Source organism: Providencia sp. PROV175 (assembly GCF_032707045.1).
In the GTDB taxonomy this organism is placed as follows: Bacteria; Pseudomonadota; Gammaproteobacteria; order Enterobacterales; family Enterobacteriaceae; genus Providencia; species Providencia hangzhouensis.
This window is the reverse complement of the sequence record NZ_CP120533.1, coordinates 766,740-791,736: the sequence shown is the minus strand read 5'-3', so window position 1 is coordinate 791,736 and position 24,997 is coordinate 766,740. Positions and strand designations below refer to the sequence as shown.

At 41.0% G+C, this 24,997-nt stretch carries 20 protein-coding genes; 5 read left to right on the top strand and 15 right to left on the bottom strand.

The genetic code is table 11. The annotated features are described in order from the left end of the window. Positions 1-100: 100 nt before the first annotated feature. Positions 101-1,006, bottom strand: coding sequence for a fructokinase (mak, locus tag P3L44_RS03340; RefSeq protein WP_140172086.1), 906 nt, complete (start codon positions 1,004-1,006; stop codon positions 101-103). A 203-nt stretch (positions 1,007-1,209) separates the two neighbouring features. On the opposite strand from mak, the gene rdgC reads away from it, so the two are divergent. Continuing rightward, entirely contained in the window at positions 1,210-2,115 is a 906-nt protein-coding gene (gene rdgC, locus P3L44_RS03335; RefSeq protein WP_004905595.1) for a recombination-associated protein RdgC, read from the top strand. 236 nt (positions 2,116-2,351) lie between these two features. After that, entirely contained in the window at positions 2,352-2,867 is a 516-nt protein-coding gene (locus P3L44_RS03330; protein ID WP_004905596.1) for a GNAT family N-acetyltransferase, read from the top strand. A 178-nt stretch (positions 2,868-3,045) separates the two neighbouring features. On the opposite strand, the gene yedF is transcribed toward P3L44_RS03330, so the two are convergent. From yedF to exbB, 4 genes are all read right to left on the bottom strand, one after another. Continuing rightward, positions 3,046-3,285, bottom strand: a complete 240-nt coding sequence (gene yedF / locus P3L44_RS03325) for a sulfurtransferase-like selenium metabolism protein YedF (protein ID WP_004905598.1) — start codon at positions 3,283-3,285, stop codon at positions 3,046-3,048. Beyond that, positions 3,282-4,496 (bottom strand): selenium metabolism membrane protein YedE/FdhT, encoded by a 1,215-nt coding sequence (gene yedE, locus P3L44_RS03320; protein ID WP_004905600.1) that lies wholly within the window; start codon positions 4,494-4,496, stop codon positions 3,282-3,284. Before yedE ends, yedF begins: the two co-directional genes overlap by 4 nt. A 1,528-nt stretch (positions 4,497-6,024) precedes the next feature. Further along, a complete protein-coding gene (exbD, locus tag P3L44_RS03315) occupies positions 6,025-6,453 on the bottom strand; it encodes a TonB system transport protein ExbD (RefSeq protein ID WP_094961939.1) in 429 nt (142 codons plus the stop codon). 5 nt (positions 6,454-6,458) lie between these two features. Then, positions 6,459-7,403: a tonB-system energizer ExbB gene (gene exbB / locus P3L44_RS03310; protein ID WP_272661679.1), complete on the bottom strand. Its 945-nt coding sequence runs from the start codon at positions 7,401-7,403 to the stop codon at positions 6,459-6,461. A 413-nt stretch (positions 7,404-7,816) separates the two neighbouring features. Between exbB and metC the strand changes: the two genes are divergently transcribed. Next, the gene (metC, locus tag P3L44_RS03305; protein WP_140172083.1) at positions 7,817-9,001 is read left to right on the top strand and encodes a cystathionine beta-lyase; all 1,185 of its coding nucleotides are present in this window, start codon (positions 7,817-7,819) and stop codon (positions 8,999-9,001) included. Positions 9,002-9,159: 158 nt separating this feature from the next. Continuing rightward, on the top strand, positions 9,160-9,837 hold the full coding sequence (locus P3L44_RS03300; RefSeq protein ID WP_004905610.1) for a DedA family protein: 678 nt from the start codon (positions 9,160-9,162) through the stop codon (positions 9,835-9,837). Positions 9,838-10,040: 203 nt separating this feature from the next. Here P3L44_RS03300 and P3L44_RS03295 read toward each other — a convergent pair whose 3' ends face one another. The 9 genes from P3L44_RS03295 to ribF all read right to left on the bottom strand — a co-directional run bounded on the left by P3L44_RS03295 (position 10,041) and on the right by ribF (position 23,002). Next, a complete protein-coding gene (locus P3L44_RS03295) occupies positions 10,041-11,066 on the bottom strand; it encodes a MerR family transcriptional regulator (protein ID WP_272661680.1) in 1,026 nt (341 codons plus the stop codon). Positions 11,067-11,269: 203 nt separating this feature from the next. Further along, positions 11,270-14,491: a carbamoyl-phosphate synthase large subunit gene (gene carB / locus P3L44_RS03290; RefSeq protein ID WP_004905617.1), complete on the bottom strand. Its 3,222-nt coding sequence runs from the start codon at positions 14,489-14,491 to the stop codon at positions 11,270-11,272. A 14-nt stretch (positions 14,492-14,505) separates the two neighbouring features. Continuing rightward, positions 14,506-15,669, bottom strand: coding sequence for a glutamine-hydrolyzing carbamoyl-phosphate synthase small subunit (carA, locus tag P3L44_RS03285; RefSeq protein WP_180359518.1), 1,164 nt, complete (start codon positions 15,667-15,669; stop codon positions 14,506-14,508). A 445-nt stretch (positions 15,670-16,114) separates the two neighbouring features. Continuing rightward, positions 16,115-16,936 (bottom strand): 4-hydroxy-tetrahydrodipicolinate reductase, encoded by an 822-nt coding sequence (dapB, locus tag P3L44_RS03280; RefSeq protein ID WP_110592416.1) that lies wholly within the window; start codon positions 16,934-16,936, stop codon positions 16,115-16,117. Between the two features lie 298 nt (positions 16,937-17,234). Then, positions 17,235-18,188 (bottom strand): 4-hydroxy-3-methylbut-2-enyl diphosphate reductase, encoded by a 954-nt coding sequence (ispH, locus tag P3L44_RS03275; RefSeq protein WP_004905626.1) that lies wholly within the window; start codon positions 18,186-18,188, stop codon positions 17,235-17,237. Next, positions 18,169-18,639, bottom strand: coding sequence for an FKBP-type peptidyl-prolyl cis-trans isomerase (fkpB, locus tag P3L44_RS03270; protein ID WP_004905629.1), 471 nt, complete (start codon positions 18,637-18,639; stop codon positions 18,169-18,171). The genes ispH and fkpB overlap by 20 nt, the downstream gene beginning before the upstream one ends. A gap of 82 nt (positions 18,640-18,721) precedes the next feature. After that, complete coding sequence (lspA, locus tag P3L44_RS03265) at positions 18,722-19,225, bottom strand: signal peptidase II (protein WP_004905631.1); 504 nt, start codon at positions 19,223-19,225, stop codon at positions 18,722-18,724. Then, positions 19,225-22,035 (bottom strand): isoleucine--tRNA ligase, encoded by a 2,811-nt coding sequence (gene ileS / locus P3L44_RS03260; protein ID WP_110592418.1) that lies wholly within the window; start codon positions 22,033-22,035, stop codon positions 19,225-19,227. Before ileS ends, lspA begins: the two co-directional genes overlap by 1 nt. A gap of 28 nt (positions 22,036-22,063) precedes the next feature. Next, entirely contained in the window at positions 22,064-23,002 is a 939-nt protein-coding gene (ribF, locus tag P3L44_RS03255; protein WP_004905636.1) for a bifunctional riboflavin kinase/FAD synthetase, read from the bottom strand. Between the two features lie 588 nt (positions 23,003-23,590). On the opposite strand from ribF, the gene rpsT reads away from it, so the two are divergent. Continuing rightward, positions 23,591-23,851 carry a 30S ribosomal protein S20 gene (rpsT, locus tag P3L44_RS03250; protein WP_004914688.1) on the top strand — a complete coding sequence of 87 codons (261 nt, stop codon included), beginning with the start codon at positions 23,591-23,593 and terminating at the stop codon, positions 23,849-23,851. 55 nt (positions 23,852-23,906) lie between these two features. On the opposite strand, the gene nhaR is transcribed toward rpsT, so the two are convergent. Further along, positions 23,907-24,827 (bottom strand): transcriptional activator NhaR, encoded by a 921-nt coding sequence (nhaR, locus tag P3L44_RS03245; RefSeq protein WP_125891919.1) that lies wholly within the window; start codon positions 24,825-24,827, stop codon positions 23,907-23,909. Between the last annotated feature and the right edge of the window lie 170 nt (positions 24,828-24,997).

Here is a 24,997-nt window from a genome sequence, read left to right as displayed (position 1 = left end):
AGCCAACGCAGCCACAGCTTGAAGTATGACGAAAAGATAGGAACATACATTAGTATGTGACCCGAGTAGCCAAGCGCCGCCAACAACGCTACAGCGTAAATTAGGACGAAAATAGCCAAGCGGCTCCGCGCACCCCACTCGAATCGCCATGCACCGCTTTACGAATAGGCGTATCACACTCCCCACCAAATACCCATTGGCGGATCCTTGCTGGCAACGCTTCATATAAGTAATCGACATTGCTCATTCCGCCCCCTAGCACTATCACGTCTGGGTCTAACATATTAATGGCTTGTCCGAGGGCTTTTGCGAGGCGGTTGAGGTAATTTTCCAGTGCGATCTTGGCATATTTATCACCTGATTGTGCTAATTCGACAATTTCCATCCCCGTTTTTTGGCTTCCTGACATTTTCGCGTAATCCGCCATAAACCCTGTGCCTGAGACAAACAATTCCGTGCAACCTGTCAGCCCGCAATAGCAGTTTTCTGTTACTAGAAATTGCCTATCTTGCTCATCTTGCCATGGTAGAGGGTTATGACCCCATTCCCCTGCAACGCCATTTCCCCCTGAATGCACTTGCCCATTTATTGCAATTCCTGCACCACATCCAGTTCCGATAATAACAGCAAACACGACCTTCTCACCCGCACCTGCACCATCAACCGATTCTGAAACAGCTAGGCAATTAGCGTCATTCGCCATTTTTACTTCACGGTTTAATAGATGACTTAAATCGGCATCAAACGGTTTACCATTAAGCCATGTGGAATTGGCATTTTTAACTTTACCAGTCACAGGAGACAATGTTCCAGGGATCCCCACACCAACACTACCTGACAACCCAGTCGCCGTTTCTGCATCTGCCACTAAACTTGCTATCGCTTTAAGTGTCGCGTCATAATCACCACGAGGTGTTGGAATACGTTTACGAAACAAAGTATTGCCACTGTCATCTAATGCAATAACTTCAATTTTGGTTCCACCAAGGTCAATACCTATTCTCATTATGATGTTCTCTACTATTTAAAGTTTTTATGTCAGGGCTTCTATAGCTATCATGGCTTGCTTTGAGGGGTATTATCAATAGTTAACTAATGAAATGATAGCAGCCCTCAACGACAGCGCATTTTTTTTCGCTTAATAACAGACAATTCGCTATCATAGCCCCCTGCTCTAACTGGCTATTTATTAACAAAGGTAGGTTTTTCATGTGGTTCAAGAATATATTGGTCTATCGCCTGAATCGGGATTTGGCACTCTCCGCAGATGATTTAGAGAAACAGCTTGCCGCCCTCGCCTATCACCCTTGTGGTAGCCAAGATATGATGCAAACTGGCTGGGTTTCCCCTATGAATGGTGGTGATGCATTGACACATGCAGCGGGTAACCAAATTCTTATCTGTGCTAAAAAAGAAGAAAAAATGCTGCCATCTCCTGTAATTAAGCAAGAATTGCAGGATAAAATCGAAAAATTGGAAGCTGACCAAGGCCGTAAGCTGAAGAAAACAGAAAAAGATTCACTAAAAGATGAAGTTGTTCACTCACTCCTTCCTCGTGCATTCAGTAAATTCAGTAAAACCTACATTTGGATTGATACAGTAAATCAATTAATTATTGTTGATGCCGCAAGTGCAAAACGCGCTGAAGACAATTTAGCCTTACTCCGCAAAAGCTTAGGTTCCTTACCTGTCGTCCCTCTGACTTTTAAAGACCCAATAGAGCTAACACTCACTGAATGGATCCGTTCGGGCTCATTACCACAAGGTTTTGCCGTCATGGATGAAGCGGAGCTAAAAGCTATCTTAGAAGAAGGTGGTATTATCCGCTGTAAGAAGCAAGAACTCATTTCTGATGAAATTGCCACCCACATTGAAGCCGGTAAACTCGTTACCAAACTGGCCTTGGATTGGGAAGAGCGTATCCAGTTCATGTTATCTGATGATGGTTCCCTGAAGCGCCTCAAATTTAGCGATACATTAAAAGACCAAAATGACGACATCGCTAAAGAAGACTACGCACAAAAATTTGATGCTGATTACGTATTAATGACAGGTGAACTTAGTGCATTAATCGCTCGCTTGATTGATGTATTAGGTGGCGAAGCCGAGCACTAATTTGTTTCTATCCCCTCTATCGCCCTCACAATGGCAACTCACACTTAAGTAAGTTGCCATCACTTTTTAGATCCCGCTTACATAGCCACAATTAAGTCATTGACTGGTAGTGAAATCTCTGGTTGATTGATTTATATCCATATCGCAAATTTCTAATATTTAATTATGTTCAACAACAATAATAAAAATAGCCCATCACTGATGATTATGGTCAATATTCTGTCGAAGGAAATGTTATGAAAGAGCTCATCGAACCTGAATTAGATGAAAATTCACTGGTTACCCTACAAAAAGTCACCGCCGATAATTTTTCTGAAATTTGCTTACTAAGTCATACGCTTAGTGAAGCACAACGTAATATGGTGGCTGACAATGCCTATTCCATGGTGGAAGCCCAGTTTTCTGATTGCGCATGGTATCGAGGCATTTACGCCGATGATGTCCCTGTCGGTTTCATCATGCTGCATTCTGGGTTAGATGATGATGAATTAGAATATAACGGTATTATGCTTTGGCGTTTTATGATTGCTGAACCCTACCAAAAGCTGGGATTCGGCCGTGAAGCCCTAGTTCAAGTCATCCATTATTTAAAAAGAAAAGGATACCCACGCCTTTATAATAGCTGTGGTGAAGGGGAAGAAAGCCCATTTGAGTTCTACAAAAAACTTGGTTTTGTACCAACAGGCGCTTATATGGATGATGAATGCGAGCTGGTCCTAGATATTACTAATTGGCAAGAACAAGAAGAGTAAGCCTATAAGTGCAGTCAACAACGCTACAGCACGAAGTATGACCAATACCAATACGCTAAATAGTTTGTGCTGTCGCAAAGCGGCAAATGCGTTAGAACCTAGGAGCATACACAAGTATGTGACTAGGGCTAACGCATGAAGCCAACACCGCGACAGGGCAAAATATGACGCGTATCCGTTATTTTTGGATAAGATAACGAATAGTCGGCCCATCTTGCTGAATATCCAACACCGTATAACCGTAGTTTTTCGCATCTAGAGGAATATTATTAATCGACTGCGGGCAGTCACTTACCACTTCTAATATTTCGCCTTTTTTCAACGATGGCATTGCTTCTAGTGTTGCTACTGCTGGATATGGGCAAGGTTCTCCGACCATATCTAAACGATAATCAGGGATAATGTCTTTATTACTCATATTACCTCCACGGATACATTAGATGCTTTTTGAGAACGTTTACGGAAAAAATGTTTTTCCCAGACCAACATCAACACAAATGCGACCGCTAATAATCCATAAGTGACTAGCAATCCACCTTCTGGTCCAAAGGTTTCAAGTAAATTAACTTTGTCAAAATCAGTCGCCAACCAAGGACCTAAATCATCCCAGTAATAAGCCAGCACCGTAGCACCAATGATATTACCAAAACCTACCCACCAATAATGGACTTGGCCCTCGACCGCGCGGTACATCCAGCCCGTTTCACAACCACCGGCAAGCACAATACCGAAGCCAAACAGTAATCCACCAATCACTGCATTCGGCCCAGCCCATAAAATTTTTGGCGTTGCGCCTAACTGTACATAGCTGAAGATACCAATTGCACTGACTGCCATACCAATAATGATAGCTTTAGCCATATGTGTGCGTCCGGTGATCCACAGGTCACGAAATGCAGAGGTAAAACAAATTTGCGCTCTTTCAATCAGTAGCCCGAAGCCAATACCACATAAGATAGCAAAACCCATCACAGGGGAGTCTAATAAAGTATAAAAACCCCAAGCTAGTGCTAATGTGAAAATCACCATTCCTAGTTTAAAGCGTCTTTTCGCCACATTATGATTTTGTGTTAACGGCGATGCGGTGCTGACTTTTTTCAGTTTCACAGGGATGCGAAACATTGGCATTAGTGTAAATTTCGCACCAAAATATGACCCTGCCGCAGTAGCAACAGCAAAGTACCACGCGTGTAATGAAAATTGAGGGATACCAGTAAAGAATGCAGCTAAATTACACCCCATCGCCAAACGAGCACCAAATCCAGCGATAATACCGCCTAAAATAGCTTGAAAAATACGTATCCGATGCTGAGGCATTCGTAATTTAATATTATTGGCCCATAATGCAGCGGCAAAACACCCTGCAAACATACCAATGATCATCACGCCATCAATACGATCCAGAGGTGTACCCTCAAAACCAATAACTTTAAAATAGCCCCATGTCTCTGGCTCTGCACCAAATAATTGCATGATGTGCCCGCCCCAACGCGTAAACTCACCCGTGACCGCCCAGAATGTGCCGGTCAAGCCAAAGTAATAGGTTGATAAGATACCTGCGGCAATAACTGCAGGTAATGGTTTCCAAAAACCGATGAGATAGCGAGATTTAAAATCAGACCAAGTCATTGTTACTTCCAATTCATTCACGCCAGACCTTGGCAGAGAAATTCGCCGTTGTATAATTATCGTTATAAGTATTTATATCGATCCCCACAGCGAAGTGGCAACATCATACTCCGATAAATTTTTTCGTGAAGTTATTTCATCATAAAACGAGAGACAGATTGATCTTGAGCACACTCAGATTTAAAGAAATAGATGGGAATAAAAAAAAGCGCTATCTCAATGATAACGCTGGAAGTGTAGTCTTATTTTATCTATAGAAGAGTATAATATGAAATTGCCTTATTACGGCGACGCTTGCTATGCGTAGTCTGTAGTCAGCCCATTTGACTCCAGTAATAACACTTATCTCACAGTATAAATACGTTCACTTAGCTGACCTACTTGTTAAGTAATTATAACTATTTTTAATACAAAGGCCTAAACGTTCACTAACTTTGTATTATTTCCAAATTAGCATTGGCCTTATTGATTCCCTAGCATAAGTAAATTATAAAAATAGATAACTCAGTATAATAAAGTATTTAAAAGTGTTTCTAAATGTTATTGGTTGCAATATAGCGCAACACTTTTGTTGCGCAAGTGTTTTTTCATTTTCATGACAAGATACAGAATAAAACATAAAATCAATTCAAATCAAAAAGATACAGAAAAAACATAAGAATAAGGCAAAATATTTAACCTATAGTTAAGATATTACAAACAATTTACATTTTTTATAAAAAAGAATTCATTTCAAATTTAAAAATAAATTTAATATTAATTAAATATATAAATTAGCTTTAAAAATATATTCCCTGGAATAATAAAACTTTTTTAACATTAATAAAATTAACATATTTTTCATTATAATTTATTAGTAGTATTTACGTAATTAAGATTTATCAACCTAAAAATTAAAAATAAAAACAACCAGACCTATGATAAACAATCATTTTTTGACCAATCTCTCTTTTATTAAATAACCGCCCTATTAATAAGGGAATATACAAAAATAGATTAAAAATAATACTTATATAAATCCTTATTGGTAACATGGTTTATTTTTAATAAAGTTTTACATCATTATTGCATTGTCATTGATAAAATAACCAGAATTAATAGGTTATTTAACTCGTATTTATGAATTAAAAAACTAAGAAAATGAATCAATATGACTAATGAGTAGGTAGAAAAAAAGGTAATATCAATAGAAATTACTATGATAAGAAAGGAAGAACACACAATAATTCATTATAAAAATTAATGAAAATATTTATTACTTATCGGGAATACAAGCGAAAACATCCAAAATAGAGTAAAAAAATGGGCACAATGGTCAAGCTACCTTATCAAATTGCGAATAAAAAGCGTCAAATAAGAATAAAATTCTTTAAAAAAAAATTAATTAGATAAATAAATGCGCTTGGATTTTCACAAATAGTACCTAAGGGAGGTTAGTAAGACACGAACTTATCTTAATGGTATGGTTAGATAATAAAAAACGCGTTTTACCTTTAACGATAAAACGCGTTTATACGATGTAATTCGCTTATTTTGAGGATGATGTCGCTTCCATTCCCACTAAACCAATCTTCAAGTACCCTGATTGACGCAATGCATTCATTACATCCATCATAGTTTCATAATCAACACTCTTGTCCGCTTGGAAAAAGATTGTTGTTTCCTTATTGGAACTCGTTGCTTGGTCAAGTGTAGAAGCAAGCTGTTCCTTTGTCACAGCTTGGTCACCAATAAAAAGCTGGCTATCCGATTTAACCGTTAGAAATACAGGTTTTTCAGGACGCGGCTGCGGCTTCGCTGTCGAGGCGGGTAAGTCGACTTTAATATCAACTGTTGCCAATGGTGCCGCAACCATAAAGATAATCAATAAAACCAACATAACATCAATAAAAGGTGTTACGTTAATTTCATGCATTTCACCGCTATCGTCTTGTTCGTCACCTAAACGCATTGCCATAATAATTACCTTGCTTTGCTATTTGCCAGATCAAGATCACGCCCCAGTAACAATGCGGACTGAGCAGCGACATCCCCTACTTGACCACGATAGTTGTTGATCATACGGGCAAAAATATTATAAATCACAACCGCAGGGATAGCGGCAATAAGACCAATTGCTGTCGCTAATAATGCTTCTGCAATACCAGGGGCAACAACAGCGAGGTTAGTCGTTTGCGAGTGGGCAATCCCGATAAAGCTGTTCATGATCCCCCAGACAGTCCCAAATAGACCGACAAATGGAGAAATCGCACCAATAGTCGCCAAATAGCCATTACCACGCCCCATATAACGGCTAATCGTAGCAACAGCTCTTTCTAAACGGAATGATGTGCGCTCTTTTGTGCCTGATAAATCAGAGCTATTCGCTGATAAAGCTCGCTCAGTAACAGCTTCATTTAATAACATACGAGTAATGCTATTTGCTTTGAAGCCTTCTGCGATACTGACCGCCTCATCAAGTGATTTTACCTCAGCAATCGCTTTTGCTTCTGCTTTTAAGCGACGACGAGCGACTAATATTTCCAAACCTTTTGAGAAAAATAGAGCCCATGTAATAACAGAAGCAATCACCAAACCAATCATAACGGTTTTAACCACGTTATCTGCATTTTGGTACATTCCCCAAACAGATAAGTCTTGATCAAAACCCCCTGTCGGTGCTTCTGTTGCAATTTCAATATTTTCATTAACAACTGTTGTGTTCACGGCTTCGCCTTGCGCAGGCTCAGCAGGTACTGATGCAACTTCAGCACTTGGTGTTGTTGTTGGTGCAGCCGGGTTTACTGCCGGTTGTGTTGATGGTGTATTTTGAGACGCAGCTGGTGTTGTTGCAGGTGTGGTTTCAGCGACTGCTGCCGTCCCCATCAAGCCGAACGCCAATAGAATAGAAGCTGTTAGTTTACGCATCAGTTGGCCTTTACTCTCTTTTTAGTGTTGTATAATAAAATTCATATCGATGATTGTGCCATTCATCGACTAACCTTTAAAAGCGAAATTTGACTCGCGCTGTCCGTCTCTTTTCAAAAAGACGGTGCTGATGATATCAAACACAGCGCGAATTGATAGTAATTATCATTAGTATTCGCGATTTTTTTATATTTTTTTGCGTTTAGACAAACATGTCCTTCTCTATTATGCGGTTATTTTCCTTAATAATTCATAGCTCAATTAAGTGTTCATACGCAACCTGAGAAAATGAGACTTACCTATGAATTGAAAGTTGAAGAATACTCAGGTTACATTTCTATCAGGATCATTTAACGTCTTAGTATAAATCACCTTTGAGTTTAACTAGTTCACATCCTGTGTAGGGAAAAATCATGGCAGACATAAAACCTGAAACACAATTAGTTCATATTGGGCGAAACCCTAAATACACACAAAAAGGAGTAAACCCCGTTATTCAACGAGCTTCTTCTATTATTTTTGATACGCTTGAAGAAAAACGACATGCAACTCGCCATCGTGCAAATAACGTACTATTTTATGGACGCCGTGGTACGCAAACTCATTTCGCTTTTCAAGAGGCCATGACAGAATTAGAATCAGGTGCTGGATGCGTCCTTTACCCATCAGGCGCAGCAGCTATCACAAATGCCATTTTGTCGTTTATTTCTGCTGGCGAACATATCCTTGTTACAGGCTCAGCTTATGACCCAACTCAAAATTTTTGCGACAATATTCTCACTAAGTTAAATATCCAAACCACGTATTTTGATCCACTCATCGGAACAGGTATCGCTGATTTAATTCAGCCCAATACGCGTATTGTATTCTTGGAGTCCCCCGGTTCTATCACCATGGAAGTTCATGATTTACCGACAATCGTAAAGACAATACGTGCGAAATCCCCTGAAATTGTGATTATGATTGATAACACTTGGGCTGCTGGTGTTTTACTTAAACCTTTATTATTTGATGTTGACGTATCAATCCAATCAGCAACTAAATATATCAATGGCCATTCCGACGGTATGCTCGGCCTTGCTGTGGCAAACCAACGCTGTATTGAAACATTGCGCGAAAATTCATATCTCTTAGGCCAAACCGCTGATCCAGACACCGTTTATATGGCTAATCGAGGACTACATACATTACCGACTCGCTTAAAACAGCATCAAATTAATAGCTTACAAGTCGCTAACTGGTTACAACAACGTCCTGAAGTTGAACAGGTATTTCACCCTGCACTTGAGAATTCACCGGGCCATGAATTCTTTATCCGTGATTTTACAGGTGCTAATGGCCTTTTCTCTTTCCAACTAAAATCACGCTTAACCACTGAGCAATTTACCGCTTTTCTTGATAATTTTAATCATTTTAAAATGGGTTATTCATGGGGTGGTTTTGAGTCGCTGATTTTGGGATACCAAAAAGAAGATTTACTCAATATGCGGCAGTATGATTTTTCACCAAAAGAAGGAACCTTCTTCCGAGTGCATATCGGGTTAGAGCACACCGATGATTTAATTCACGATTTACAATTAGCTTTCGAAAGAATTTAAATTAAAAATCAATATATTAATTGCAGGAGCTGCGTTAAATGTTTCCTGCAATTTCTCCACTAAATGATTAATTCTTCAAACAAATCAAACTTGAACCCTTTTTTTCCTGTAATATAGATAATAAAGAAATTCGCTTTTACGCAGATACAGGAATGATTATGGAAGTCCTACGCGAAATCGTACTGGCACTTTGGCACCACGATTTCCTTAAACTCTCCAACCCTGAAGTGCTTTGGGTTATTTATACCGTACTTTTTGTTGTCATTGTTTTAGAAAATGGCGTCCTTCCCGCCGCTTTCTTACCCGGTGATACCTTGTTGATCCTTTCTGGTGCATTAATTGCCAAAGGGGTTTTGCACTTTATACCCACGATATTATTGCTAACAACCGCAGCCAGTTTAGGTTGCTGGTTGGGTTTTCTGCAAGGCCGATGGTTAAGTGAAACTAAGGTTGTGAAGCGCTGGTTAGCGCAAATCCCTGAGGAATATCACACCAAAGCAAACAATATGTTTAATAAGCAAGGTTTATACGCGCTACTTATAGGGCGCTTTCTTGCATTTGTCAGAACGATATTACCTTTGCTTGCTGGATTATCTGAATTAAGCCACCGCCGTTTCCAGTTTTTTAACTGGTTAAGTGGTTTGTTATGGGTTGGCTTGATTGTCACCTTAGGGTATGCCCTAAACCAAATTCCTTTTGTGAAAGAACACGAGCAAATTGTGATTAGTGCGTTGATGATTATCCCAGTTATCCTACTGATTAGTGGCCTAATTGGCTCAATTGTAATGTACTGGAAACACCGCAAAGCACTCTCGAGTAGCAAAGAGAAATCATAATATGACTGAACAATGGCCGCTAGTCAGCGGCCATTCAGACTGCTGACAAACATATTATGTTTGGAGGCAAGTCGAATAGGTTTTGAAAATAAACTAGGAAAATCAATTTATTGATTTTCGGCTGATAACACAAAGCGGGAAAAACCACGCTTTTATCCCGCTTTGTCAACAACCAAATGGCCGCTAGTCAGCGGCCATTTGGTTTATTCAGTCATCAAACTACTAATAGCAGAAAATAAGTACTGACCAATTTCTGCAGTCATCCATGTCCCTTGAGAAATTTTGGGATCTTCACGATAAATAGCCCGAATTCTCTCTTGTAGCTCAGGATCTCCCCCCGTAAACTGGTTGAACATCGTTAACCATGTTTGTGCTAATTGTTGTACTTCAGGTGAATCTGGGGATTTTTGGGCTTTTAATGCATTATATAAACCCGCAATTAACTCAGGCCACACCTGCCCTGAAGCAAAATAATGTTGCTGAACAAAAGCAAATTGCTCCGCGGTTAAATGGGGTTTAAACAGTGATAATTGGTATTCACTAAAACCCTCTGCAACAAATTGGATCATTGCGACAGAAATGCCTGATGAATAAGCTAACGTGTTATCCGATAAATGAATTTGATTCAGTCGTGCAAAGAAATCAGGGTTTCCTCCAGTATCTCTTTCTAACGCTGTCATCCATTCATGTGCAATTTGTTGCACCTCTGTAGATTGAGGTGTTGCACCTTGTTCCATCAGCTTGCTTACCGTTGCTACGCGCTGTTGCCACTCTTGGTTTTTCAGCGTATGCGCCGTATATAATGGCAATTGTTCCAATTCTTGAGGGGTAAAATATTTATCAAACATCGACATCATCTCCAATACAGAAAACCAATCAGCCTGAGTTAAAGTATTCCCCGTTTGCATTTGCCTGTGTAATTGCTCTAATCGATTACGTAATGTCGCCATTTGCTCCATTTGTTCCGTTAATAATGCAATTCGCTCTTGCAGCAAACTCGTCATATCTCCACTCTGGCCATCCAGTAATTCACCGATGTTTTTCAGTTTGACTCCAACTTGCCGTAACAATTGAATTTGCGTTAAACGCTCTATGCATTGCATGTTGTAAAGCCGATAACCTGCATCGGTTCTTGCAGTTGGTACCAATAAGCCAATTTCTTCATAATGATGAAGTGTACGGACGGTTAATCCTGTTTTTTCCGCGATCTCACCAACTTGAAATAGCATATGTTCCTCCTGTAATTGCGACTAAGGTTAGTGCCTCACGTTACGTGAGAGTCAATCACCACTTTGCACTTTTTATTAAAATTCCATCTTATCCATTATATCAGCAGACAATTTCTCTCTCGTCAGGAGATGGCTTTATAGAATAGCAATAAAAAAGCCCCAGTAGATTGAATACTGAGGCTTATATAGATAACGTTAAATTATTACTTAATTAATGCATGCATTTCTTGTACAGAGATTACTGTATCGGTTGGGTCTGCACTGAGCGACATCGTAGTGGCAAACCCACCATTCAACGTCGTGTCATAGTGGACTTTATAACGCAATGCACTGCGACGAATTAATTTTGAGTCTTCAATGGCTTGACGCCCTGCGGTGGTATTCACAATGTAATCATATTCACCATTCTTAATTCTATCTTGAATGTGTGGACGACCTTCATGAACTTTATTGACGAGGCGTGGGTTAATACCAGCCTCTCCTAACACAATCGCAGTGCCGTGAGTAGCATCCAGCTCAAAGCCGTGTTTTAACAGCTTAGCAGCTAAATCAACCACGCGAGTTTTATCTCCCTCACGAACAGATAACAGTGCACGGCCTGATTTTTTCATCGTCGAGCTACTGCCTAACATCGCTTTAGCAAAGGCTTCAGCAAATGTCCGGCCGACGCCCATTACTTCGCCTGTTGAACGCATTTCAGGCCCAAGAATTGGGTCAACACCAGGGAATTTATTGAATGGCAATACCACCTCTTTCACAGAGTAATATGGTGGAATAACCTCTTCCGTCACCCCTTGCTGTGCCAAGGTTTGCCCTACCATCACACGCGCTGCAACTTTCGCTAATGGCACACCCGTTGCTTTAGAGACAAAAGGCACAGTCCTTGCCGCACGTGGATTGACTTCAATTAAGTAAACTTCATTATTTTTGACTGCAAACTGCACGTTCATCAAGCCACGTACACGTAACTCAAAGGCAAGGTTACGAACTTGTTCACGCATTACATCTTGGATTTCTTGGCTAAGCGTATAAGCAGGTAGAGAACATGCGGAGTCACCAGAGTGCACACCTGCTTGCTCAATGTGTTCCATGATACCGCCGATCAGTACCATCTCACCGTCACAAATCGCATCTACGTCAACTTCAACCGCATCGTCTAGGAAACGGTCAAGTAGCACTGGCGCATCGTTAGAAACACTTACCGCGGTTTGGAAATAGCGACGTAAATCGATTTCGTCATATACAATTTCCATTGCTCGGCCACCTAGTACATAGGATGGACGAACAACCAGTGGGTAGCCAATAACAGCTGCTTTTTCAACTGCTTGCTCAATCGCTGTGACAGTTGCGTTCTGTGGTTGCTTCAAGTTCAAGCGATTAACGGCCTGCTGAAAACGTTCACGATCTTCTGCGCGGTCGATGGCATCTGGGCTCGTACCAATAACAGGAACACCGGCAGCTTCCAACGCTCTCGCTAATTTCAATGGTGTTTGACCACCATATTGCACAATCACGCCTTTTGGCTGCTCGATACGCACAATTTCAAGTACGTCTTCCAGTGTCACTGGCTCAAAATAGAGGCGATCTGATGTATCATAGTCAGTTGAAACGGTTTCAGGATTACAGTTGACCATAATGGTTTCATAGCCGTCTTCGCGTAACGCTAAAGATGCATGCACGCAGCAATAGTCAAATTCAATCCCTTGCCCAATCCGGTTTGGCCCACCGCCTAATACCATCACCTTCGGTTTAGCATTATTTGGGTTTGACTCGCACTCATCTTCATAAGTGGAATACATATAAGCCGTATCTGTTGCAAATTCTGCCGCACAGGTATCAACACGTTTATATACAGGATGTAAATCATAGCCTTGACGTAATTTACGCAGTTCTGCTTCAGAAACCCCGACTAGACTAGCTAAACGGGCATCTGCAAAACCTTTCCGTTTGAGTACACGTAAGAAGTCTTTGGTCAGGCCATTGATACCTAATTCAGCCACTTCTTCTTCTAAACGTACCAGTTCTTCGATTTGCACTAAGAACCAGCGGTCAATATTGGTTAAATTGAAAACACCATCAACAGAAAGCCCCGCACGGAATGCATCCGCAATAAACCAAATACGCTCTCCACCAGCATCTTTTAATTCACGACGGATACGAGTCAGAGCTTCAGGGTCCTCTTGGGCTACTTTCGGGTCAAAGCCTGTTGCGCCCACTTCTAACCCACGTAACGCTTTTTGCATTGATTCTTGGAATGTGCGACCGATAGCCATCACTTCACCAACTGATTTCATTTGCGTTGTGAGTCGGTCATTCGTGCCCGCAAATTTTTCAAAGTTAAAGCGCGGAATTTTTGTCACAACGTAATCAATGGAAGGTTCAAATGATGCAGGGGTACGGCCACCAGTGATATCATTCATTAACTCATCAAGGGTATAGCCCACGGCTAATTTTGCCGCAATCTTTGCAATTGGGAAGCCTGTTGCTTTAGAGGCAAGCGCTGATGAACGCGAAACCCGCGGGTTCATTTCAATAACAATTAAGCGCCCATCTTTAGGGTTTACCGCAAATTGAACGTTAGAGCCACCTGTTTCAACGCCGATTTCACGCAATACTGCCATCGATGCGTCACGCATGATTTGGTATTCTTTATCAGTCAGTGTTTGAGCTGGTGCTACGGTGATAGAGTCACCTGTGTGGATCCCCATGGCATCGAAGTTTTCAATGGAACAAACGATAATACAGTTGTCTTTTTTATCGCGGACAACTTCCATTTCGTATTCTTTCCAACCAATCAGCGATTCATCTATCAATAATTCGTTAGTCGGGGATAAATCTAAACCGCGAGTACAAATTTCTTCAAACTCTTCGCGATTATAGGCGATACCGCCACCGGTACCTCCCATCGTAAATGATGGGCGAATAATACAGGGAAAGCCTACCGCATCGGCAACAGCAAATGCTTCTTCCATATTATGTGCGATACCTGAGCGTGCAGTGCCCAAGCCGATTTTTTTCATTGCTTTATCAAAACGTTGGCGATCTTCTGCTTTATCTATTGCATCTGCAGTCGCCCCAATCATGGTGACACCGAACTCGGCTAAAACGCCTTTACGCTCTAATTCGAGCGCACAGTTCAATGCGGTTTGGCCCCCCATGGTCGGTAATACTGCATCTGGGCGCTCTTTTTCAATAATTTTACGCACAACTTCCCAGTGAATCGGCTCGATGTAAGTTGCATCCGCCATTTCTGGGTCTGTCATAATAGTCGCAGGGTTCGAGTTGACTAAGATTACGCGGTAACCTTCTTCACGCAGTGCTTTACACGCTTGGGCACCTGAATAGTCAAATTCACATGCTTGGCCAATCACAATTGGGCCGGCACCTAAAATCAGAATACTTTTTATATCTGTACGTTTTGCCATTTTTTTGCTCCCGATTATTGTGCGTTTTGACGAGGTGTGTTTTGACGGTATTCATTAATTAATTCAATGAAATGGTCGAATAAATTTGCCGCATCATGTGGCCCTGAGCTTGCTTCTGGGTGGCCTTGAAAACTAAATGCTGGTTTATCCGTACGGTGAATACCTTGCAATGTTCCATCAAACAGTGACTTGTGAGTCACGCGCAGTGTGTCGGGAAGTGTCGATTCATCAACCGCAAAACCATGGTTTTGCGCCGTAATCATCACCACATCTTTGTCTAAATCTTTAACTGGATGGTTAGCACCATGATGGCCAAACTTCATTTTCATGGTATTAGCACCGCTGGCCAAAGCGAGTAATTGGTGCCCTAAACAAATACCAAATACTGGGATTTCTGTGGTTAAGAATGTTTCAATTGCCTTGATTGCATAATCACAAGGAGCCGGGTCACCAGGGCCATTCGATAAGAAAATACCATCGGGGTTCATCGCCAATACGGTTTCTGCTGGTGTAGTTGCTGGCACCACCGTTAAACGGCAACCACGGTCAACTAACATACGTAAGATATTACGCTTTGCACCGAAGTCATAAGCAACAACATGTAGAGGGAGTTCTTCCGCAGTTTTCGCGCCTTGCTGGCCATTTTCCAGCGTCCATGAACCTTGGGACCAGTTATAAATCTCTTTAGTGCAGACTTCTTTTGCCAAGTCCAACCCATTCAAACCTGAAAAACTACGCGCTTTTTCCAATGCGAGTGCAACATCAGGGTTATCACCCGCAATGATACAACCGTTTTGAGCGCCTTTTTCTCTCAGTAAACGTGTTAATTTACGTGTATCGATATCCGCAATCGCCACGACATTATGGCGTTTTAGATATTCGGATAACCCTTCTTGCCCGCGGAAGTTACTGTAAACCAATGGTAAGTCACGAATGATTAAGCCTTGTGCATGAACATTTGGGGATTCTTCGTCATCAGTATTAGTGCCGACATTACCAATATGGGGATAAGTGAGAGTAACAATTTGGCGGGAATAGGAAGGGTCTGTAATTATTTCTTGATATCCGGTCATCGACGTGTTGAAAACGACTTCTCCAACTGCAGCGCCTTCTGCACCGATAGCACGCCCGTGGAATTGGGTTCCGTCTTCCAGAACCAATATAGCTGACTTAATCAAAACACCCTCCGGAGAATAATAAATCACGTTTTTTGCATATTAATTCAGATTTCACGATCTAAATCAATGCCAAAATGAGTTTTTAAGCAAATTTTTGGCAAATTGCGCGCATTCTAATGATGAGATAGGGTCTTGTCTAGAAAAAAATGCATTTTTTTCACTTTTATCTTACTTTTTTACTTAACCACCTCACTTTTAGTTGGATAAGTAGTATAAATAGCAGTAAATATGAATAAGTAAACGGTTGCAAAGCAAGATAACTAGTTTATTGATAATAACTCAGCTAAAAGAAGGAAGAAAGGATAATTAACGAGCAAAATTGAAGGTAAAAACCATGAAAACACCAATTAATATCGATTTGAATAAAAATAATTCAAATCGATATTATAATAATAAATATAGATTACAATGCCATAATTTAAAAGACAAAATAAAAAATAAAAAACTACAAATCATCCAAACTAAGCACATCTTTCATATCATATAACCCATTATTTTTAGCACAAACCCACCCTGAAGCTTTTATTGCTCCATTTGCAAAGGTCATACGGCTAGAGGCTTTATGGCTAATTTCAACTCGCTCCCCAATATCTGCAAACATTGCAGTATGTTCACCCACAATATCCCCAGCACGGATAGTTGCAAAGCCAATAGTTCCAGGTTCTCGTTCCCCGGTGTAACCTTCACGGGTATATACCGCACACTCTTTTAAGTCTTTCCCAAGTGCACTAGCAATAGACTCTCCCATAGCCAAAGCCGTACCTGATGGCGCATCCACTTTATGGCGGTGATGTGCTTCAACAATTTCAATATCAGTGTAATTTCCCATCACTTTTGCTGCTTTTTCCAGTAATTTCAGCACCACATTGACACCAACACTGAAATTCGCCGCAAAGACAATAGGAATAGATTTCGCAGCTTCGGCAATGGCTTGCTTACCTTGCTCATCAAACCCTGTCGTTCCAATTACCATGGCTTTTTGGTTTGCTTTACAAAATGCAAGATAGTGTAAAGTCCCTTCTGGGCGCGTAAAATCAATGACAACATCAAAATCATTAACAACCTGATTAAGTGAATCAACAATGGCAATACCTAGCTTACCGATACCTGCGAGTTCCCCTGCATCAGTCCCGATAAGTGATGAGCCCTCGCGCTCAATCGCGGCACCTAATTGAATTCCATCTTGTTGTTGCGCGGCTTGAATTAACTGGCGCCCCATACGCCCACCGGCACCAACTATTGCGACTCGTACCATTGAATTTGCCATGGCTTATCCTTTTTTTAATTAATGCAAATCGATAAATTTGAACTGTTGTTTAGGATAAAAAAACTATTTTTACCCATAGTTTAGAAATGATTGTGATACAGATTAACTATCCTGACCCCATTCTGCTAGCAAAAATGCATCGTTATTAACAAAAGCGTAGAGAACACGAGGATTATCAGTAAAAGTGTTAATGGAGAGAAACGATGAAAGGGACTATATGAGCGATGAGCGGATAAGTTACAACAGCCGCTAAGGAATAAATCATAACGCGGCTGTTCCTATAATTGAAATCAAATGATTAATTAATCTCTTTAACCTCAACCCTTAATTCTTTAGGGACCTCAAAGACGATATTTTCTTCACGCCCTTGCAATTCAACAACAGAGTCAGCCCCTAATTCTTTAAGCCTATCAATAACTTGCCTAACTAGAATATCTGGAGCAGATGCCCCTGCTGTTAAGCCGATAATATTTTTATCCGCTAACCATTCCGTTTTAATATCTTCCGCACCATCAATTAAATAGGCAGGCTTTTGCATACGCGAAGCTAACTCTGCAAGACGATTTGAGTTTGATGAGTTTTTAGAACCGACGACTAAAACAACATCAGCGCGTTCTGCAAGCTCTCTCGCTGCTTCTTGGCGGTTAGTCGTTGCATAACAAATATCGTCTTTACGAGGCCCAACGATACTTGGAAAGCGAGATGTCAGTGCATCAATGACATCAGAAGTATCATCAACAGAAAGCGTTGTTTGTGTCATGAAAGAAAGATTATTTTCATCTTTCACCTTCAGTTTCCAAACATCTTCTGGGCTTTCAACAAGATACATCCCACCTTCAGGGTTGCTATATTGCCCCATCGTACCTTCGACCTCTGGATGCCCAGCATGGCCAATTAAAATAGCCTCTTTGCCTTTACGGCTAGCTCGTGCAACTTCCATATGAACTTTCGTAACCAAAGGACAAGTCGCATCAAATAACATGGTGAGATCGCGAGAGCGAGCTTCTTGACGAATAGCTTGGGAAACGCCATGCGCAGAAAAAATCAAAATAGACCCATCTGGTACTTCTGAGATTTCCTCAATAAAAATAGCACCACGTTGACGTAAATCATCAACAACATAACGGTTATGAACCACTTCGTGACGAACGTAAATCGGAGCACCATATATTTCTAACGCCCTTTCTACGATGCTAATTGCGCGGTCTACGCCTGCACAAAACCCACGAGGGTTAGCCATTAATATTTGCATTGTGATTCTCCAATTGCGGGTCTACTTCAAGCACTTCGATATCAAAACTAATCTGCTGCTCTGCGAGAGGGTGATTAAAATCAATAGTAATCGACTCACCTTCAATTGATTTTACTACACCTGGCATTTCACTGCCATTCATCGCCGTAAATAGCATTATCGTACCAATTTCAGGAATGCCTGTTTCTATAAAATCACGCAATGAAAAATATTGAACTAAGTCAGGGTTATGTTTCCCGAAAACAGTATCTCCGGGCAGTGAAAAACTTTTCTTTTCACCTTCATTAAGTCCAATCAATTGGGCTTCAAGTTCTGGCGATAAGGAGTCATTCCCTAAAACAAATAACGCAGGCTTTCCTTGTGCGTGCGAGGAGTCAGCCGTAGAGCCATCTTCCAATTTCAATGTGAAATGCAGTAAAACAGAGCTCTGTGCCTGTATTTGAGTAGACATAAACCAAACCTATTTATCATAAAATTCAGCCCAGAAAATCTGGGCTGTGAGTTATTGCATTCTAACCTAGTACGCTGCCATCTTATTTGGCTTTTTCTTGCTTTGATTTATCAGGTAAAAAACCTTCAAAAATGACAAGTGCCGCACCAATACATATCGCCATATCCGCTAGGTTAAATGTCGGCCAATGCCAATTACCAACGTAAAAATCAAGGTAATCGATAACAAAGCCATGGACTAAACGGTCACTTAAATTACCGATAGCACCGCCAATAATCAATGCATAAGCAATATTTGATAGGCGTTTTTGTGCACTTTGGCGATACATCATAACCATCAAGATTACAGATATCCCAATTGCAATACCTGCAAAGAACCAACGTTGCCAACCACCTTCATCAGCCAAGAAACTGAATGCCGCTCCGAAATTTTGTGCGTACATTATGTTGAAAAATGGCATTATCGGGTGTGGCTCGTACAGATTTAGATCACTAAGCACTAATTGCTTAATGCCTAAATCCGCAACGATGATCACAATGGTCAACCATAACCAACGCAAACCGGTAGAACAAACTGGCGTCTTCATTAAGCAAACTTACGCGTTTCGCCGTTACCGGCTACGTTAGTGACACAGCGACCACAAATTTCTGGTTGCTCGCTCGAAGAACCGATATCACTTGCATAATGCCAGCAACGAGGGCATTTTTCACCCGCCGCTTTACTGAAAGCAATTTTTAGGCCTTTCAATTCGCTTTCTTGCGCATCTGCTGGAGCCGTTGCAATATCAGCGACATGGGCTTGTGATGTCAGTAAAACAAAGCGTAATTCATCACCAAGGCTTTGTAGTTTTTCAGCCAGAGCTTTATCGGCATACAAAGTCACAGCGGCTTCTAATGAGCCCCCGATAAGCTTATCAGTACGCGCTTGTTCTAACACCTTATTCACTTCACCACGAACCGCTAACAACTCAGCCCAGAAGCTGTTGTTCATTTCATTTGATTCATCTAAACCAAATAAGCCGTCATACCACTCTTCGGTAAGAACAAATTGAGCACGTTTTCCTGGTAACTCATTCCAAATTTCATCAGAAGTAAACGACAGAACCGGAGCCATCCAACGCACTAATGCTTCAACAATGTGGAATAACGCAGTTTGGCAGCTACGGCGCGCTAAGCTATCACTTTTCGCGGTGTATTGACGGTCTTTGATGATATCCAGATAGAATGACCCCATTTCAATGGAGCAGAAATGCATTAATCTTTGGATAACAGATAAGAAATCGTACTCATCATAAGCTTTGGCTATCTCTTGCTGAGCTTCTAAAGCACGGCTCACCGCCCAGCGGTCTAAAACCACCATATCTTCTGGTTTCACCATGTCGGTTTCAGGATTAAAACCATTTAAGTTAGCCAGTAAGAAACGTGCAGTATTACGAATACGGCGGTATGAGTCAGCCGCTCGTTTTAAAATTTCATCTGAAACCGCGATTTCGCCAGTGTAATCCGTTGATGCAACCCATAAACGTAAGATATCTGCACCCAGTTTATTCATGACATCTTGAGGGCTCACTGTGTTGCCTAAAGATTTAGACATTTTGCGGCCTTGGCCATCAACAGTGAAGCCATGTGTCAATACTTGGCGATAAGGTGCTTTACCTTTCATTGCGGTTGATAACATCAATGATGACATAAACCAGCCGCGGTGTTGATCTGACCCTTCAAGGTACATATCCGCTGAATTACCATGGAATTCAGGACGTGCGTCCACAACCGCAAAGTGCGTTGAACCTGAATCAAACCATACGTCTAAGGTATCAGGTACTTTACGATATGTTTCGGCTTCATCACCCAACAGCTCTGCTGGGTCAAGATCCCACCATGCTTGGATGCCATCCACTTCAACACGCTTAGCCACTTCTTCCATTAATTCTAATGTACGAGGGTGTAACTCTTCAGTGTCTTTATGAACAAACAACGACATTGGGGTACCCCAAGTACGTTGACGAGAAATACACCAGTCTGGGCGGTTTTCAACCATTGATTCAATACGTGCGCGCCCCCAACCCGGGATCCATTGAACAATATCAATTTCTTTCAGCGATTGTTCACGTAAACCGTTTTTATCCATACCGATAAACCACTGTGGCGTAGCACGGAAGATAACTGGAGTCTTATGGCGCCAGCAGCATGGATAGCTGTGTTGAATCGCTTGTTTGTATAGTAATGCGCCTTTTTCGTTCAATAATTCAACGATAAGGTCATTAGCTTTAAAAATAAACACGCCATCTAATGTTGGGTAAGTATTTGGTAAGAAGCAACCATCTGGCCCTACAGGGTTCGCTGTTTCTAAGCCATATTTCTGACCAACCACATAGTCTTCGGGACCGTGGCCTGGTGCAGTATGAACAGCACCAGTACCCGCGTCTAATGTCACATGGTCACCCAAAATTGCAGGCACATCAAAGCCCATAAATGGATGATTGAAACGTAAAAGTTCAAGTGCAGAACCCTCACACTCCCCTAGAACTGCCCACGCTTCAACCCCTATCGTTTTCATTACCTCTTCGACAAGGTCAGCAGCTAAAATGAGTAACTCACCATTTGCTTCGATTAAATCATATTTAAACTCAGGGTTTAAAGAAATCGCGCGGTTAGCTGGCAAAGTCCAAGGCGTTGTTGTCCAGATGACTAACGAAGGTGTTTTTTCGCTAACAATGCCAAATTTTTCGCACACAGCCTTGCCATCTACGGCTGGGAAGCGAACATAGATAGATGGTGAGGTTTTATCATAATATTCAACTTCAGCTTCCGCTAATGAAGAACCGCAAGCAGTACACCAGTGAACAGGTTTTGCCCCCTTCACTAAATGGCCATTTGCAATGGTTTTAGCCAATGCTCGGATAATATGAGCTTCGGTTTTAAAATCCATTGTTAGATAAGGTTTATCCCACTCACCTAAAACACCAAGACGCATGAAATCAGCTTTTTGCCCTTCAATTTGCTCTTTAGCGTATTGACGGCATTGTGCACGAAATTCAGCAGCGGAAACTTTTTCCCCTGGCTTACCGACGATTTGTTCAACTTTATGTTCAATCGGTAATCCATGGCAGTCCCAACCTGGGATGTATGGGGAATCATAACCCGCCAACCCTTTGGACTTAATAATAATATCTTTGAGAATTTTGTTAACTGAGTGACCAATATGAATACTGCCGTTAGCATACGGAGGACCATCGTGCAGAATAAAGGTTTTCTTACCCGATTTTGCTTTACGGATTGCCTGATACAAACCTTCTTTGTACCAGCGCTCTAACATCTGTGGTTCGCGTTTAGCGAGATCGCCACGCATTGGGAACCCTGTTTCCGGTAGATTCAGGGTATTTTTATAGTCACTCATCGATTCTCAGTTCCAATTTTCCGCTAAATTATCTGATTCCTATTGCAGTAAGATACTCTCTCGCTGCAATTACATCATTAGCAATTTGCTCCTTAAGCGCTTCCAACGAAGCAAACCGCTGCTCATCACGTAATTTCTTACGTAACACTACATCGATATGACGCCCATATAAATCCATATTTGCATCAATCAGATGAACTTCTAACTGTGTTCCTTTTCCAGATACAGTCGGACGTGTGCCAATATTTGCCACACCCGGTAAAGGCTTATCACCTAAACCGTAAACTTCTACAGCATATACACCAGTTACTGGTGTGACTAAACGTTTTAACGGTAGGTTTGCCGTTGGAAAACCTATTGTTCTACCAAGTTGGTTACCATGAACCACTCGCCCGCTAATACGATAAGAGTGCCCTAATAGGCTTTCTGCTAATTCAAGATTATTTTCTTGAATGGCTCTTCGTATCGCTGTACTGCTGATACGGAGCCCTGAATCACAAAAGCTTTCTGTATCTGCAACTTCAAAACCAAATTCACTACCCGCTTGTTGTAAAAAAGCAAAGTCCCCCATGCGATTTTTCCCAAAGCGGAAATCATCACCTATAGCGAGGTACTTTACACCAAGCTTACTGACAAGTAAGTCAGAAACAAACTCAGCAGGTGTTAATGACGCAAAGTGCTGGTTAAATTCAACACATAAGAGGTAATCAATACCACTATCTGCAAGGTATTTAACTTTGTCTCGCAAACGCGTCAAACGCGCCGGCGCTTTGTCACCAATAAAAAATTCAAGGGGCTGTGGCTCAAATATCATTACGACAGTTGGCAACCCTAACTGCGCACCCTTAAGTTTCAAATTTTGAAGTAAAACCTGATGCCCACGATGAACACCATCAAAATTACCGATAGTCAGCACGCAACCATGATGGCACGCCCGGATATTCTGTATACCGCGAATTAGCTCCATAACAGGCTCAATACCGAGGAAATTGCAGGATTATACCTTGTACGACGCATAAGGTTAACCTTAGTTCACAAAAGGTTTCATTAAACCCTATTTTTTTGATCTCTACACGATTTATTCCCCACTATTTTATGCCATTAGTGGGTTATTACGCTCCCCAAACAGAGCTATTGCATTCGAACATCAAAAACTTTGGGGTAACCAATGGATTATCAATACAACAAATTTGTTCCAAGGTCTCTAAAAATATTATATTTTTATGTTTTACACTTCAATGGTTATAACCAAACGATTAAAAAGAACAAAAAACAACCATTTTATGTTCTATTTTCATACTCACCATTGATTGATAGGCCAAAAATTTTTTTTCGTCTCCGCTCTTTTTAAATTTCTGCCATCAATTACGCATTTTTTCACGCGAAGATCTGTATTCTTCTCATATTTGCTGATAGAATCTTGCACCATTCACAGCGCATGGACATCGAAGTACACGATGTTTATTTGCACAAATCCATTGACAAATGAAGGGCGAAAGGGCATATTCCTCGACCTTTGAATTGTCCTCAATAGAATACATTTGGGAGTTGGACCTTGGCTAATATCAAATCAGCTAAGAAACGTGCCGTTCAGTCAGAGAAACGTCGTCAGCATAACGCTAGCCGTCGCTCTATGGTACGTACTTTTATCAAGAAAGTTTACCTTGCTATCGCTGCTGGCGATAAAGAAGCTGCTCAGAAAGCATTCAATGACATGCAACCTATTGTTGATCGCCATGCTACTAAAGGCCTGATCCACAAAAATAAAGCAGCACGTCATAAAGCTAACTTAGTTGCTCAAATCAAAGCAATGTAATCTTGCTTCTTGATTAGCTAAAAAAACCGGCTTATGCCGGTTTTTTTATTTATTATTATTTTTTATCTAGGCTATCAAGCGGAACTGAAAATAAATCTGAGAAATCTTTATTACACACTCGTTGTACTGCTGGATGCTGGATCATTCTCTCTGCAAAAATAACGTAGTATTCTTCTTTTACACTCTCTAAGCGCCCCAATTCTACAATATCGTCTCCACCTAAAAGGTCAGGTGTATATTGCGACGGAGCAACAAAAATTGCGTTATAATGCATACCGAATGCTTTCATAAGTGCGGCATCATCGAATTCACCTAATACTTCAACCTGCAAGTTTTTATTGCGGATCCAAGCGAGTATATGCCTACCTAATAAATATCGCCGCCCAGGGATCAATAACCGACGTTCCTCTAAACATTCAGGAAATGGCTTTTTAGGAATAGGCTGACGGCAAAAGAAACTCATATTACACTCGCCCAATTTCACCGAAAACAAGCCTTCTTGCTGAGATGAGTCAACTGGGCAGTCAGATAAAATCATATCCAATTTATGTTGACTGAGCTGTTCTAATAACAATTCATGGGTTGATTCAAAACAACGTAAATGAATTTGTTCATGCTCAACAACCGTAGTTTCTAATATTTTACTTACTAACTGTTTTGATAGCGTATCCGCAACCCCGACATCAAACAGTAAGTTAGATTCGCGGCTGTAATTGACGATATCGAGCATTTCTTGGCTAAGCATAAACATTTTATCTGCATAGCGAAAAATTAATTGTCCAAGCTCAGATGGCACTAAACCTCGCCCCTGCCTTTTAAACAACTTGCCACCTAAGCGCTCTTCTAGCGCTTTTATTTGCCCTGTAATTGTCTGAGGTGTCAGGTAAAGCGCTTCTGCTGCTCCGACAACAGAGCCCTCTTTACATACATGCCAGAAATAGTAAAGATGGTTAAAATTAAGATGTGAAACCCGCATATCGATTCCTTTTGTACCGTCGCTAGTTATGGTAACTACTATTGACCATACACATTTACCTGTACCCTATATTTTCAGGGCCTTTAAAATGAATACCGTAGTGTATTAATGAACACACTACGGTATATCATAGATTATTAGTTCGGAAATTCTTACTAATAATTTGCAAA